At 33.6% G+C, this 15782-nt stretch carries 13 protein-coding genes and 1 pseudogene; 6 read left to right on the top strand and 8 right to left on the bottom strand.

The window, feature by feature from the left end:
- Positions 1-101 precede the first annotated feature (101 nt).
- From CCK98_RS36655 to mobQ, 3 genes and pseudogenes are all read right to left on the bottom strand, one after another.
- Positions 102-230 (bottom strand): annotated as a pseudogene (locus tag CCK98_RS36655) (integrase); the annotation flags it as partial.
- 143 nt (positions 231-373) lie between these two features.
- Complete coding sequence (locus CCK98_RS32090; RefSeq protein WP_256942606.1) at positions 374-709, bottom strand: VOC family protein; 336 nt, start codon at positions 707-709, stop codon at positions 374-376.
- A gap of 335 nt (positions 710-1044) precedes the next feature.
- On the bottom strand, positions 1045-3060 hold the full coding sequence (mobQ, locus tag CCK98_RS32085; RefSeq protein ID WP_088090678.1) for a MobQ family relaxase: 2016 nt from the start codon (positions 3058-3060) through the stop codon (positions 1045-1047).
- A gap of 215 nt (positions 3061-3275) precedes the next feature.
- Between mobQ and CCK98_RS32080 the strand changes: the two genes are divergently transcribed.
- Both CCK98_RS32080 and CCK98_RS32075 read left to right on the top strand, forming a co-directional pair.
- On the top strand, positions 3276-3536 hold the full coding sequence (locus tag CCK98_RS32080) for a hypothetical protein (RefSeq protein WP_088090677.1): 261 nt from the start codon (positions 3276-3278) through the stop codon (positions 3534-3536).
- Between the two features lie 5 nt (positions 3537-3541).
- Positions 3542-3820, top strand: a complete 279-nt coding sequence (locus CCK98_RS32075) for a hypothetical protein (protein ID WP_088090676.1) — start codon at positions 3542-3544, stop codon at positions 3818-3820.
- 1096 nt (positions 3821-4916) lie between these two features.
- On the opposite strand, the gene CCK98_RS32070 is transcribed toward CCK98_RS32075, so the two are convergent.
- Both CCK98_RS32070 and CCK98_RS32065 read right to left on the bottom strand, forming a co-directional pair.
- Entirely contained in the window at positions 4917-5462 is a 546-nt protein-coding gene (locus tag CCK98_RS32070) for a hypothetical protein (protein ID WP_088090675.1), read from the bottom strand.
- 923 nt (positions 5463-6385) lie between these two features.
- The gene (locus CCK98_RS32065) at positions 6386-7504 is read right to left on the bottom strand and encodes a hypothetical protein (protein WP_088090674.1); all 1119 of its coding nucleotides are present in this window, start codon (positions 7502-7504) and stop codon (positions 6386-6388) included.
- 2325 nt (positions 7505-9829) lie between these two features.
- On the opposite strand from CCK98_RS32065, the gene CCK98_RS32060 reads away from it, so the two are divergent.
- Together CCK98_RS32060 and CCK98_RS32055 are read left to right on the top strand one after the other, a co-directional pair.
- Positions 9830-10309, top strand: a complete 480-nt coding sequence (locus CCK98_RS32060) for a hypothetical protein (RefSeq protein ID WP_088090673.1) — start codon at positions 9830-9832, stop codon at positions 10307-10309.
- Positions 10310-10314: 5 nt separating this feature from the next.
- Positions 10315-11970, top strand: coding sequence for a helix-turn-helix domain-containing protein (locus tag CCK98_RS32055; protein WP_088090672.1), 1656 nt, complete (start codon positions 10315-10317; stop codon positions 11968-11970).
- Between the two features lie 1348 nt (positions 11971-13318).
- On the opposite strand, the gene CCK98_RS32045 is transcribed toward CCK98_RS32055, so the two are convergent.
- On the bottom strand, positions 13319-13543 hold the full coding sequence (locus CCK98_RS32045) for a helix-turn-helix transcriptional regulator (RefSeq protein WP_088090670.1): 225 nt from the start codon (positions 13541-13543) through the stop codon (positions 13319-13321).
- A 157-nt stretch (positions 13544-13700) separates the two neighbouring features.
- Here CCK98_RS32045 and CCK98_RS35815 point away from each other — a divergent pair, with 157 nt between their 5' ends.
- Positions 13701-13841 (top strand): hypothetical protein, encoded by a 141-nt coding sequence (locus CCK98_RS35815; protein ID WP_179196054.1) that lies wholly within the window; start codon positions 13701-13703, stop codon positions 13839-13841.
- Complete coding sequence (locus CCK98_RS32040; protein WP_088090669.1) at positions 13831-14250, top strand: hypothetical protein; 420 nt, start codon at positions 13831-13833, stop codon at positions 14248-14250. Before CCK98_RS35815 ends, CCK98_RS32040 begins: the two co-directional genes overlap by 11 nt.
- Positions 14251-14514: 264 nt before the next feature.
- Here CCK98_RS32040 and CCK98_RS32035 read toward each other — a convergent pair whose 3' ends face one another.
- Both CCK98_RS32035 and CCK98_RS32030 read right to left on the bottom strand, forming a co-directional pair.
- Entirely contained in the window at positions 14515-15141 is a 627-nt protein-coding gene (locus CCK98_RS32035; RefSeq protein WP_088090668.1) for a hypothetical protein, read from the bottom strand.
- Positions 15122-15595 (bottom strand): hypothetical protein, encoded by a 474-nt coding sequence (locus tag CCK98_RS32030; protein ID WP_088090667.1) that lies wholly within the window; start codon positions 15593-15595, stop codon positions 15122-15124. Before CCK98_RS32030 ends, CCK98_RS32035 begins: the two co-directional genes overlap by 20 nt.
- Between the last annotated feature and the right edge of the window lie 187 nt (positions 15596-15782).

Genomic DNA, 15782 nt, shown 5'->3' with positions numbered 1-15782 from the left:
AATAAACCTTTTGTATAACGACTTTCTGACTTATGCCAAAAAGAATCCAGATCCGCGCGCTTTGTTTCGAACGCTGACGTCACTGGACCAACAAGCCGGTAATTCGTTGCTTTTAACATCCATTTACAAAATGTATGCCTGAACATATGGGGTGTTAATTTTTTCTTCGGCAAGCTGTAACTTTCAATCATGGTCTGAATTCCACGAACCGTAAATTTAGGGGAACGCTGCTATAAAACAAGTAGATATTATAGAAGATCTTTTCTGGATTAACTTTGAAACCGATTAATGTCTTTACTAAATGGGAGTGTTTTTACAATATCGTTAGCAGAAAAGAAGAATCTCTTCTTTCTGCTAATGATATTGTAAATTCTTAGCGTTGAAAAAATTCAACCCATTCCCCTTCTAAGCCGTATACGAAAAAGTAGCGATGTCCATTAGGTAATGAAGTAATTTCTTGATCCACTAATTCTACATCTAAGCTTTGAATACGTTTAAATTCTTCCTCAATATAGTCCACCGTAACAGCGAAATGATGGACCTTACCTTCCGCAGGTAGTTGATCATTGTAGCCTTGAATTAACTCCAATTCAGTTTCATCTGATTCATTAAACCCAAGGAATGCTAATCGGATAATTCCATTTGTATGGAGAAGTGTTCCTTTTAATGTTAAACCTACATGGTGCCTGTCTTTACTTATCTTACTCAACTCAATAAAGGACTAGAAGAGGTTCTTTCATCTTAAATATTTTTTAATTCATACACCTTAATAACACGGAAAAATGAAGTCAAAAAAATAAAATCCTGGCACAATCAGTGGGCTCTCTCCTTGTAATAGGATTATTTTATTTATTAAGTTAAAAAAAAGACATTTTCAAAGCTCTCAATGGCTTCAAATTAAAGTTACGTTCATAATGATAAACAACCATCTTCATAACCTCCAATCCTTATAAAGTTAGCTTGTGCTTGCACAATGAAATTACTTATTGCTGGCGATTTTTTTTTATAAAGGTTACTATCTTTTTTCATCCATTCAATCTCTTTCTATCGTTCTATTCCTTTTTGTCTTTTCTTCTTTTTGTTTTTGTGATGCTGTTCAAGTTCATCTTCTCCCCACTTGCGGTCTGCTTCACGGATTGCACTTTCAAGAATCGAGAAGAAATCCGTTCCATCAGGAGATATAGAACCTAGATAATGATTAGGATGTGGTGTAACAGTGTTAGGAGCTTTAAATGATGATTCTTCGACATTTTCAAAAGTTTGAACATTAAATGCACTGTGAAGCTGATTAATATTATCTGGGCCAATTTCATCTGAATAACGCAAGCATTCATGATAAAAGACTTTCATATAAGATGGATTATCAATTTGGAAATCAGGATATTTATAGCGTAAAATATCATAATGTTTATCCTTATTTGATGAATTAGTTTTAACATTATTAATGCAATACAAAGAGAAAATAATTTCTTTTTGTTCCTGTTTTGAATACTTTCTTGGTGGGTTGGAGAAATCTGTTGGCAAAATGGGTTTTCCATAAAACTCTTCTGCCATCAAAAAGAATTCTTTCTGTTCAATTGTTAAATAATTTCGTCCATCCCAATTAAGATACATACCTTGTAGCTGATGATCATAAAGCTGATCCATTAAGTCTAACGATTTATTTATATTTTCTTTTTGTTTTAATAAAAACTGCATTTGGTTTAAATCTTTATCAGAAGCATCCTTTATGGTAGATGGATCAGCAAAGTTAATTCCATTTTTAACTCGTAAATGTTCAAATTGGTTCTCTGCATTTTGTATTTCTTGCTGCAAAGATAAAACGAACTTTGGTCTATTATTCAATAAAACATGCAGATCTTTTTCAATATGCTTTTTCTCTAATTCACTAAGTACTTTTTTGATATCATTGGTGCTCAACAATTTATTTTGAGAAACAGTGGTTTCAATAACTTCAATTTTTTGATCTGTAGATAGTTCTTCCTTATTTAAATCCGGATAATATTTATCTAAGAATCTATTTGCTTCAATTTTTAAGATTTCTTCTGTCTGATTTAATAGTTCTGTTTCTTTTTCTATCCGGCTTATTTTTTTATATTTATTAATGGAATCCTGATGAAACTCAAGTCGGGATTGCCATTTTCCTAATTGTAATCTTCGAGTATTAATATTTTCATAGTTGACAAACATCCGTAACAGTTTTGCTGATTCACGTAATTGCTTTTTCTCTAAAGGAGTAAAGCGACGAACATACTTGTCAGTTCTTTCTTTTATCTGTTTTTCTTTCTTCGCTTCTGCAAGTTCAATGACCGTTTTGTTGTACTCTTTTCTGTTAGTATTCATTTTAATCCTATCGGATTCTTTACCTTCGCTTTGCATCTGCCTTGCAACAAAACCTTCATGAATCGTTGGCAGTGTTTCAATCCCTCGACTTTTATATGATAAATGAGTGATTCTTTCAGAAAACCCATTTTTCTCTAGAAAACGATTGGCATAATGAGCCCACTGTTCTCTCCAATAAACCAGTTTTTCTTTCGTATTCCAATCTGTAATATGTAAAGCTTTAACTTGTAGTTTTCCATCAACCATTTCTTTTACTTTCATTTGTTTATTTCCCCATAATCCATCTTTATTAAATGGACGGAATGTTAACATCACATGAAAGTGAGGGTTTTCTTCATCATCACGATGGATGGATAAGTCTGCAACCATCCCATCTGTAACAAAAATTTCAGTACAAAATTCAATGGCTAATTTTTCTTGTTCCGCCTTTGATAATTCTTTTGGCAAAGCTATATTAATTTCACGAGCAAGTTGAGCATTCCATTGTTTTTCTTTTTTCTCCACTTCATTCCATAATTGTTGACGATTATAAACCCATTGAGGCGCATGACTAGGCGCAAGAATATGAGTTATTGGTTCAACTTTTCTTTTGTAAAACTTTTCTTCATTCGTTCTTTCATCTATCAATCTTTCACCAGAACGGTATGCCGCAGCTGCAATGGTGCTTTGTTGTTTTTTTCTAGAAATAATCTGATTAGAGAAATGATAGATTGCCATAGTTATAGTCACCTCAACTTATTTTAATGACATGAGCGAAGCGAATTTTTCAGACGCCTCACGAAATTAGTTACTTCGAAGAAGGGGCTAACGCACAATATCACAATAGTGGTATATAAGTGCGCCCTGAACTTAGTTTTCGGGATAATTATATCACTTCCCATGTTTTGGTTCAAATGCTATAATATAGTAAATTATCCAAAAGGGGTGCTAAAATGCCAAAACACAGTACAAAGGGAAAAATAAACGATATCGAAGAACAAATTAAAAAACTGAAAGAAAAACAAAAACGTATTTTAACCAATTCCCAAAAAGAGATTGGTAAGTACTTAATGGACACATGGGGAATTGAAGATGTAAATGAAGCAAAAACATTAATAGATTTGTTTAAGGACCAAGTAAAGGTGTATTCCGAGGTTGCATCATCCAACGAAGAGCAAAAAGAGGAAGAGACGACCAATAAACCTACTGGGTGATTAATATGACAAATGAAGAGTTACATAAACTTGAGGACAAAATAAAAGTCCTGGAGCAAAAAAAGAAAGCCTTAGAATACAAAATTTCTAATGAAGATCGGCGAGCAAGAACTAGAAGATTGATCCAAAAAGGAGCACTTTTAGAAAAGTACTTAGAAAATGAAAATGTATCCCTAAAGGACACAGAAGATTTGTTAAAAATTTTAGCTGAGTTTAAAAATAAAAATAAAGAATATATTGATAGACAAATTCAAAACATGCAGGAAGATCGAGAAGCGCATTAATTTAAATTCTACAAATTGTTAATGCGCTTTTTTTCTCACCTTTATTACTCCTCCACTTTCTACTTCGATGAAATCCATTCAAAAATTCTATAAGAAAATCTATTTAGTGTTACACCTATTCCCCTAAATGATCAATTCTTTTATTCCGGTAAAATCCTAAAAATTTTTAAGAATATTATACAGATCATTATGTTTATAGGTATTTACTATTATCAAAAATTCTTAAATACTTTTGACAAAAAATTTCACTTCCATCCATATCCTAGTTTTTTCTACAGATAAATAAACTTTTAACATCTCGAATGCACCGTCAATCCTGGGAGCATTTTCATTTGAATATTGTTAAAATTTGAAAGATTATCTCCATCAACAGAAGGAACTTCTATGTTAAGAAATTCACATCTGCTACTACCTAGAAATATTTTTCAATTGTTCGAACTTTATATCAAAAGCGTCTTCCGTTATTGGCATTTATTCTACCATCATGTTTTTCTCTTCTTTCTGCATTTGTTCTTTCTCTATTTCATTTAAAGATGATAAAGATGATTTGAAGTGACAAGGCAGAAGAATACAATAAAAAGTCATGCATTTCAAATTTGGTATTGTTTTGAAATAAAAAAATACACTACGAAGGATGGATCAAATCCAGCTATGTTTGTGACAAAAATTAAAATATATCCTTCAGTATCACTCTCACTAATTTTAGGCACCACAGAATGAAGGATATAGTTGTCTTCAGCATAGACCCCCTATCACTCTATTCAATTCTTCTGAATCGCGTTTTAACCCAATTGATGGAACGTATAAGTTACGTAGTTTTTCATAGTTCTCACTCCCCTTCCTCGTTACATTTCAGCAAAGAGAGATTTTATCCTGCTAATTTATTGATTATTTGTGAGTAAACTATTTTCCTCAAAAATTCATTTTTCTAGTATATGTCGAATTATTAATACTCATCATTTTCTTAATACAACATTTCTATTTTTCCCTAAGTTACCTTCTACCTACTTACTAAGTTTACATTAAGTAATCAGCAAGCTTTATAACATAGCAGCTTACTTTAATAAAAAAAAAACATCCCAAAGGATGCCATAACCTATAATTCAAAATCAGACTTAATTTTCTTTATAAAATAATTCAAGTTGTTTTGAAAATAAAACCAATTATAGAACACAATACAATTAAGCCCAAGAACTATTAGAAGTAAGATACCTATCCTTATCGAAAAAGTAATCGTTAGAGATAATATAACTAAGATTAATAATGATAGGAATAAACTAGTAGATAAAACTCTTAAAGCATGAACATTCCCAAGTCTATAACTATAAATCCTTTGGATTTCTTTTCCGAATTGATTTTTAATCATTTTTAAGTCCATCTCATACTCGTTTTTAAAGTATTTATTCTTGTTTATCCAAATAATAAATCCAAAACTAAGACTGATTTGATGTATTAAATTGCCTATAATAATCCCAGTCCCAATAAAAAGTGTAATTGAAGAGACAATGATCGGAACGTCCTTACTAAATATGAACGATTTTACTGCCCCGTAATCACTTATTGTAAAATAGGAAATTAATATAGCCAAGAGCATCCATCCAGGTATTCCCCATCTAATCAAATTTTTTGAATCTAAATTCATTTGCATCCTTCCTTTCATCATTACTTTTTCGATAAAAGGAAAGTAAATCCTGCTTATTTCCTTCTTACAGTACCATATCCTCTTGTATAAGTATCACGGTGTAACTCATTCATTCCTCAACATTCTTTTTTCTAGAGTATTCTTTTTCTTTTGTTTTTCTTTGAGTTTTATCTAGCTGCTGTTTTGGTTATAACGATGAATGATTAGCAATTTTCCTATCATCACCTTCTTAAAGGAAAAAAAGCACGCCTTGGCAGGCTGCTTAGTGTTAGGCGAGCTTTGAAACAAATTGGTGTTGGTATTAAAGGCGATTTATATTTTATAAGTATGCTAAAGAAGTAGGTAAGGTTAACAAAAAATAATATTTTTTGAACAAGCAAATTCATTTGTGATCTTTTTAAAAGCTCTCATGTTTTTATTAATCGAGGAATAAATTTAATAGATGGTATTAAATTAACAGGAATTTTATAGTCATGGATTTCTATCGTAAAAATTATATTTAATAAGAATATATATAGTTAGTAAAAAATACATATGTAATAAGAGAAACAATATTAATAGGCATTTTAAAATTTCGGGGTATAACCGTTGTGGGAGAAGGGTTTCAGACTTTTAGGAGAGTAGTAATAACATAGTTTCCACTATTACACAAAGATCACAAAATAGAATTCACATCTCCACAAGTATTTTTTTAAACTATTTACATATTCACAAGGGTTTATTTTAAAAATCAACAAATACACAAGTATATATTCGGAACCTCTTACTCAAAAAAAATAATTCCTTCTTGGAAAATCTGTCAAAGAAGAAGACAGAAGAAAAAGAAAGGAATTTTTTAAAAAATTGAACTATGATTTTAATTTTTTGTCAAATACGAAGAGCCCTGTGAGGGTCCATTTTTTTCACAAGGCTGATTATTTCTATTAAATTAGATTGTAAAGTGCTGGTTCTTGACCCGTTATAGTATATTCCCTTATTTTGGCTTCAAAGATTAGTTCATAAGGCAGCTTCTTTAAAGCACCAGGGAGATACTTTCTGAAAGCCATCCTGAAAAAAGCACCGATTGAGTAAAAATGAAACGTTCCGGTTCGTTGTTTTTCTGTATGTATTAAGACTCCAATTTGATCCATTGTTTCTAAAAAGAAATTTTTTATAAAGCGATCCCTGACAGTGAATTTCTCACTATCTTCATCCAGTAAATAGTTCATTTTATTCATTACTTCCTGTTTAAAAGAAAGCATGACATCAATTTGGTCTCTTGGTTTATATTTAATTTGATGTCCATCCAAGAAGTACGTTAGCTCTTTCGATAATTTTGCCATAAGCGGGTTCACGTTGAATTCATCTGTATTCTCTTCCACGCATTCCGGCTTCAAGGAAAAGCCAACTTTCTTAATCCATAATTGTTTACCACGAATTTCAATTCCAGTAAATTCAATGGAAAATAGAGCCTCTAAAACGCTTAATGTTTTTCGGACTCCTTTTGCATTTTTGTTCAGTTGTAATTTGAGTGTTTTCATCGTTCGTTCTTGCTTTACTTTCTCCACTTCCCCCGTTTTGCTAAAAGACATACCAGTACGAAATTGGTTAAGCAAGGATAAGAGTAATTCGATCCCTTCAGGATTTGAAGTGCGTACGAATTCAGCTAATATATTTGTGTCAAAAAGGCCATGTGGTATGATCAGGTAGTTGAGAACCCCACCATTTTGTTCAGGTGTATTATACTTTTCGACATCTTTTAGAACTAAAACAGGTAATCCTTCGTGAATTTCCTCTTTCACAAAATGATGTTCTTCTAGAAATCGCTTTCCTCCCCAAAGAGTAGAATAAGAGATTCTAAGTTTTTTAGCCCATGAAGAGAGATTATATTCTTTTAGCATGCCGCGTTGATTCTGTTCTACTTCCAATTGCTTTAACATGGTCATATATACGACATAGGCAGATGCTGGAGGGCGCTCAAATGACTCATCGCGTAGAAAACGGAATTCTTCCAATATGGCATGGTGCATTCGAAAACCGTCGATTCTCATTTTACTGTTCATACTTGGGGCCCTCCTCTCGTCTATTTTCCTAGCTTGAATTATAGCAGAATGGAAATAGAGGAAATGATGCCCTTTATTAAGGGATTTTCAAAGTTGCACAACAGGCGTCAATCCCTTGTCCCCCAAGGGGTTGAAAAAAACTTTAAAATTTTTTATGTGAAAGGAAACGTCATTATTTTTTATAATTTGTGCATATTGTGACAGGAAACGTCATACCTGATTGATTAATGGAATGAGAGAAACGTTGATATATCAACGTTTTTTTAAAAGAGTCTATTAAAAAAAAAGCAGAACTAAAAAACTTGCACAGAAATCTTTGCTATTTTGTGTGAGAGGAAACGTCATTATCCTTCATTTTCAAACACAAGAAAGAGCAAACTTTGCAATAATTTGTGTTTTTATAAGAAATTAATGAATTTTCACTATTCAACCAAGGATGTTCATTCAGACAAAAAATGTAGTCTTTTGAAGGTTTTGTGCACATTGTGAGAGCAAACGTCAGGCAAAAAAAAGTTGCACACAGGATTTTTAATGTACTGCTGTGAAAGGGAGCGTCAATCATTTAATAATGACCAGGTCGCTTGGAGTAAAGAAAGGTTTCACATGATTTAGGCTTACTCTGTGCACATTGTGAGAGGAAACGTCAAGCAGAAAATAAGTGCCCTATTAGACGGATGAGTATATCTCTTTATGCAGAATGAAGGATCTTTAAAAGGATGTGCACATTGTGAGAGGAACCGTCAAAGTAGAAAATAAGTGCACAACTAGTAAAGGATGAGGATACTCTTTTATGCTGAATGAAGGATCTTTAAAAGGGTGTGCACATTGTGAGAGGAACCGTCAAAGTAGAAAATAAGTGCACAACTAGTAAAGGATGAGGATGCTCTTTTATGCTGAATGAAGGATCTTTAAAAGGGTGTGCACATTGTGAGAGGAACCGTCAAAGTAGAAAATAAGTGCACAACTAGTATAGGATGAGGATACTCTTTTATGCTGAATGAAGGATCCTTTAAAAGGGTGTGCCTATTGTGAGAGGAACCGTCAAAGTAGAAAATATGTGCACTACTAGTAAAGGATGAGTATATTTCTTTTATGCTGAATGAAGGATCTTTAAAAGGGTGTGCACATTGTGAGAGGAACCGTCAAAGTAGAAAATAAGTGCACAACTAGTAAAGGATGAGGATACTCTTTTATGCTGAATGAAGGATCTTTAAAAGGCTGTGCACATTGTGAGAGGAAACGTCAAAGTAAAAAAAAGTGCACAACTAGTTTAGGATGGGTATATCTCTTTTTATTCAGAATGAAGGACCTTTAAGATGATGGATGTGCACATTGTGAGAGGAAACGTCAAAGTAAAAAAAAGTGCACAACTAGTTTAGGATGGGTATATCTCTTTTTATTCAGAATGAAGGACCTTTAAGATGATGGCTGTGCACATTGTGAGAGGAAACGTCAAAGTGGAAAATAAGTGACCTACTAGTAAAGGATAAGTATCTCTCTTTTATGTTGAATGAAAGATCTTTAAAAGAATTTGCACATTGTGAGAGGAAACATCAAAGTAGACAAAATAAGTGCAGTATCAGTAAAAGGTGTGCATATCTCTTCTATGCTGAAAGAATGATCTTTAAAAGGCTGTGCACATTGTGAGAGGAACCGTCAAAGTAGACAAAATAAGTGCATTACCAGTAAAAGGTGTGCATATCTCTTCTATGCTGAAAGAATGATCTTTAAAAGGCTGTGCACATTGTGAGAGGAACCGTCAAAGTAGACAAAATAAGTGCACTACCAGTAAAAGATAAGAGCATATCTCTTTTATTCAGAAAGAATGATCTTTAAAAAGCTGTGCACATTGTGAGAGGAACCGTCAAAGTAGACAAAATAAGTGCACTACCAGTAAAAGATAAGAGCATATCTCTTTTATTCAGAAAGAATGATCTTTAAAAGGCTGTGCACATTGTGAGAGGAAACGTCAAAGTAGACAAAATTAAGTACATTACCAGTAAAAGATGTACAACTCTCTTCTATGCTGAAAGAATGCTCTTTAAAATGGGATGTGTACATTGTGAGAGGAACCGTCAAAGTAGACACAATAAGTGCATTACCAATAAAAGGTGAGTAGATATCTCCTTTATTCTAAAATGAAAGTTCTTTAAAAGGCTGTGCACATTGTGAAAGGAAACGTCAAAGAAAGAGTTGCACATTCCAATGGGTATACATGATGAAGAAAAGTTTTTTTGAAGGGAAAGATAGGGAAAAAGAAATGTTGACAAATGCAACAATCCTCAATCATAATAACTTTAGACTAGTAAATAAGGGGAATAAGAGATGGGTTTTTTAGTAGGTGTTAAAGAGGCGGGGGAAATTCTTGGTTGGGACCGGAGAAAGGTCTCAACCTATCATCTGCGTGGTGTGCTGCCTAAACCAGTAATCAACTTATCAAGTGGTCCCATTTGGCTTCGGAAACAGATTGAATATTATAAGACTAGTAAAGAGTTGGGTGTAACTACTTATTATATTGTTGAAGAAAAAGTATATGAATGCAAACATAATTATCCTATGAAAGAAACAAACTATTCACCTGAAGAAATTAAGGAATGTATGGGGAATTATATTGTTTATCAGGAAAAGGACATCCAACTACTGATAAGTGCCATACTGGAAAAAAAACCGATTGCTCAGTTCCTTTCTTTTGAATCCATCAGCTATCTACATGATTTGGGTATTTTGGAGTCGGATGTTTTCCATGATTACATCCACAAGTACTCATATGAATACATAGGGACGACTAGGGAAGGACGGGATTAAGAATCATGTTAAATACCTTGCAAAATAATTTTTTGAAAATTACGAAAACGATTTTTCCAGATCATCCTCAACTCTTTGACGAGTGGACCGATGATATCGGTCATCTTATGGCAAGTCAAGTGGATTATCAGCCTTGCCAATCCTTAAAGGCGTTTTTCGTGATCATAGATCGTTTAGCAAAAGATCATGAATTGAAATTTGAGAGTATGGAAAATTGGGTCCAAGATTATAAAGATGAGATAAGAAATTTTGTCCTTCCATACATTCGGATCGTTGGGGAAGATAGTGCCCCCTATTCCTTAAAGTCTAGCAATAGACAAGTAATAAATTCTTTGTTAAATCAGAATTTTGCAGAGTCCGGTTCAGCTTTATTATTTCATAAATTAAGGGAGACCATCAGTAAAAATGAATTTGACATTGCAACAGAAATACCCACTGCAAAGATTGCGGAGAAGGCATTAGAAGCCACTGCCCAAGTAAGATCCGAAAATGCTTATCTAAAAATGAAATCCAATGCAGCGATCGAACAATGGAAAAATCTCACCTCTCAAGCCATAACCTCGATGGATGACTTAACGGCAGACATTTTCGATATCGTTTCGATTCTGTGGATGCAGCAGGCCACTCATAAAGATCAAATGATTCATTTCCACACGGATGACGCCTTGAATCTAAGGAGATTGCAAGGGCGGAGCGGAGAGTCTAACGGCTATCAAACCTCGTATCGGAAAAAAGAACGGGATGATATTATGAAAAGGTTGGCAGCACTGACGACCATATGGATCAGGATTGAACGAGAAAATTTAAGGTTCATCAATGAGGATCAAGGGAACTTTGATGAAATAGGGCAAGTTCAATTCAATCCCCTGTTTTTGATTGATAGCGTAACGGTTGCCTATCGGGGAGAAAATCCGATTGGTATTTATGAATGCAGCATCCGTCCAGGGGAAATACTTGCTAACTTCTTGTACGGTTCCCAAAAAAGCAGTGGTTTTTTAGCATTAAAGACGCTCGAATACCATCCCACAAAGCAAAAGTACCATAAACGGTTATCACGGTATCTATCCTGGCAGTGGAGGATTCGCCAAAAGAGTGCAGACTATCTAAGAGCCTATCATATTGGTGGAGATAAAGGGCTGTTAAAAGTCATGGATTTGGATGTAAACCCTCGATATGGTTCAAGAATTAAGGAGCAATTTGAAGAAATATTAGATACTCTGCAGCAGGACGGAATCATTAAAGAGTGGAGCTATAAAGAAAAAGACTTAGAACAACAAATTGAGCAGGAGCGAAACTGGTTTGCAAACACCTGGTTGAAGGCCCGTGTTCAAATTATTCCTCCTACTGAAATCACTGGAATTGGTGATGACAGGGATTTATTGATGATTGAAGACTATGATTATGAAACGGTGAATTTTTCGACCATGTTAAAGGGTTTGACGAAAGTAGAGGTTGCAGCTTCCATTGAAACAGTCGAAGAAAAGTTGGTAACTCCTGAAAACATCAGTAGGGAAAGAAATGACCGAGGATTAAGCATATTAATGGCAGCAAATCAAATAGGTATTTCCCACAGTACCTTATCCAGGTATGAAAGGAACTTAATTAAACGCCCGTATACCGAGAATTTAGAAAAAATGAAGGAATGGCTAAATGCAAAATAAGCATCGAAATTCGGTGCTTATTTTTTTATTTAAAATTGTTCCAAGTGTTTATCATTAAAGTGATTTATTCGAATTATTCCATTCGCTTTAACACTTACAACAATCCCCTCCTTCTTGAATTAAGAATAGTGAAATTTAAGGGATGAAACAATATGGGTTTAGTTAAAATACTTTGTTGGTAGAAGGTTTAAAGCCCTATCAACGCCATCTATAAGGTAGCAATTGGTAGGTTAAATATAAGACGGAGCTTTTGACCTAACTTAAGTTATAAGAACCGCCTTAAGGCGGAACAATAGCGTTAAAATAGTGCTGTCATGACAACCTTTTTTTCAGGGGTCTGTAAGACTTTTTTGCGTCTACTAGGAGTAATGTATGCTTAATGAATTATAATCTATAATATTAATTTACACTGTTGTATTCCTTTTATTCCCAGGGATACCATTTCTTTGGGGAGCTACGGATTAAGAGGTAATTTCCATTACACATCCTTCTTGTTTTTCTTCTTTGTTTTTAATTGCCTAAATTAATAATTATATTGTTATTAATATTATCGATTTTATATTTAATAATATTGTTATGGATGACATATATTTCGTTATCAACATTGATAATATTTTTTTATTGTTTTTCAAAATATCGTTAATTATTGTTTTCTGTTGATCTACATTATTTTTATTTTTAACTGTTATTCTTTGGAAATACTAAAATCAGGAAGAATCTTTAATATTTATCAAAACCAAATGGATGATAAATAAATGTTAAACAAAATGTGGATAAGGAAGTAATTTGATTGACCTATTTTTTTAATTCCTGAAATGGTAAATGGGAAAAAATATTTCATTATTATCATTAACATATATGATGTTGTTATTATCGATATTATAGTATACATTATTTATGTTTTGTATAACATCATTTTGTTGCAATTATTAATTAACCTTTTGAAAATACAGAAAACGGGTATAGGGACGATGGTTAAATATGATTTTGTAACCAATGGTGATAAATAAATGCTAACAAATATGTGGATAATGAAGGAACCTGATTGACCTAATTTCTTTATACCTTGTAATGTTAGATATGTTAAAACATATATCATTATTAGTGTTAAGATTAACATATATATTGTTGTTATTTTCGTTATCATTGTGTAATTTAATAATGTTTTGTACAACATCATTATTGGATTTGTTGTTATCTTTTATAGTCATTAGAATATAAGGAAAACGGTAGAATGACTTTAATCTTTATGTTTATTCTAAAGTCGTAGCATTTTTCTATTCCTCTATATAATTCAAAAAACGAAAAACCCTAGTGAATCATTGGGGTTAAAGGGAAGCTTTTACATTCACATATCCCAAAAGTCGCTCATTTTCGCTTGTGGATCCACTTTACGTATCGCTTTTAATAGTTTTTTCATGACGTCCTGGCGTGGAATGTAGTCTTCATCGCTACATGCTTTAGTAACTGTATTTTTACTAACGTTAGCGATCTTGGCGAGATCTTGTTGTTCTAATCCTTTTTGATCTAACCACTTCCCCAGATTACTCCGTGATTTTCCTATACCCCACATTCTTTATTTCTCCCTTCTAATTCATCTTATTCCCCAGTCTTGACCCCTAATCCCAAAAATATTCGATTGATTCCAAAAAAGTTGGGAATAATGGACAAGTTATTGCTCATACCTTGTACTAACGACGTCAAGAGACGTCATTAAAGGGGGTATTTATATGGTCACTACTGAACGGAAAAGATTTATGGATATGGAAATCGAATGGATTATTAATAGGAATGAATGTTATGGATGTTCAATTAATTACAAGTATCCTTACCCTAAAAATGAAAAGGTGGCGTTTTCTTATGGTATATAGACCTACCATTCGTTATGATGAAGTATTCAGAACCCATGTGGATGCTCTCTTTCATGCTACTCATTTAGATCGGAATCAGATTATAAGGGCAGCTCTATTTACGGCTGTCCATTCAAAAGAGTTTCATGATTTAATAAAGCCGTATCAAAGGGGTGACGTCCCTCTACCTTCTCCTTTATGGTCGCTAGAACAGAACAGTTTATGGCTACAGCAGTCCCCTAAAGTTAACACTGGAGAGAAGGACGTCTATGGTGAGCAGACAAAAGCAGAAGAAATAATCAAGGATAATGAAAACACTATGAGACTAGTTCCCGAAAGTGAAAAAAAACGGTATATCCGATTTGAACAGGCTAAAATTCCTTCCGAACCAATTAAGATTACAGGAGGCTTGGTTTTTACACTGGATTAGAATAAAAAAGGATAGTATAAGCTGCTTATTTCAAAGAGAAACGGTGGATTAATGGTAGGATCTTAAAGGGGATCTTACATATAACGGGTACTTGCTAACTTAGAAATCCTTTTTAAAAGGAAGCCTGGTTATTGTTTGATGATGTACAATTTTTTATATTGTAAGCTCTGGCTTTATTCTTAGTAATGAATATGTTTTGTAAGGGTTTTGAGTTTTTTCTACAATTAAGGTTCTCGTTTGATGGTTTCCCACCTGATATCGTTTCTAAAGGGCCGATTTCAGGTGAGAAAGAATACTTTTCTGTATTTTATCTGAATTCCCCTGTTCTTTTATCTGGTTGATGAAGTCTAAATAAAGGATCGTCAACAAATCCTCAATTGTTACATGCTGGTCGTTCAGATAAGGGGTAAGGTCATGTAAAAGGATCTCCCCCCTTAATATTTCAGATTCCTTCATTTGAATTGTGATATAAGCTTTCTTCTCTTTTTCTGACTCCTCGATGATCTCTTCTTCAATGGACTCGAACGTAAAAACATGTTCTGTCAATGCCTTCATCACTCGTCTTTCTGCTTTCTTTTCTCCTAAATATCGTGCTTTTCCTGACACCAGGAACCCTGCAACCTGCTTATTTATATTACCTTTTTTGACCTGGGTAAGGAAATCCTGATAAAGCAGATGAATCAGGACGGCTAAATCAAATCCTCGAGGCACATCATCAAATATATCGAACATGTCGTCGATAAACACTTCCCCTCTTATATAATCGTAGTAACCGGTAACAATGGTTAGGTACTTTCTGTTTCCTAGCATATAGTCCAAAAAGCCTTTTGGAGAAGAGAGGCCTTGTAATTTTTTTTGAAGGAGATTCAACTTACTGTAGGATTTCTTCAAGAGAACCACCCTTTTCAATCCAATTCAAGACGCTGGCCATTATAATGAAAACGACCTTACGTTCTGATAATTGTTTTTGAATGGCCAGTCCATACGGACCACCAATCCTATTGTAACTATTTTCTTTCAGCATGGTATGCATATAGGTTTTGGTATCTTTATAATCCTGAACCCAATCCACTATATCGATATGACTTAACCCGAACTTTAAGAGGGTAGTATTAAATGCGGTCTGGCTTAAAGGTTGTCCCTCTTTAGTTTGAATAAATCTCTCCATTTGCTTACAGAGGGTACGCAATTTCATCTGCATGATAGGTGTTACAGGGAATTTAATATTGTGGCATTTATCCGAACGAGGTTGTCGTCTTTTCTTAGGGAAACTTTCTTGTTCATCTTTTTTTGAAATAATTTTTTTTGAATGAGTGTTTTGAAACATTGGGTTTAAGCTCTCCACTTTCCTTCTCCCCCTCTTACTTTTTCAATCTAGCTCATGGTCACTTTTCCACTTTTCCATGTTTTATTAGATATATAGTGAGGGAAGGGGGAATATAGAACTCTTTTGTATATTTTTTTAGAATAAGGGAATACTGGCTACTACGAATTTCTAGAAAGGAATGATGAACATGTCAAATAAAAAGAAG

Origin of the sequence: Bacillus sp. OV166 (genome assembly GCF_900177675.1) — a bacterium.
In the GTDB taxonomy this organism is placed as follows: domain Bacteria; phylum Bacillota; class Bacilli; order Bacillales; family Cytobacillaceae; genus Neobacillus.
Note: the sequence above shows the minus strand (reverse complement) of the source record. Positions and strands in the feature narration are given on the sequence as shown.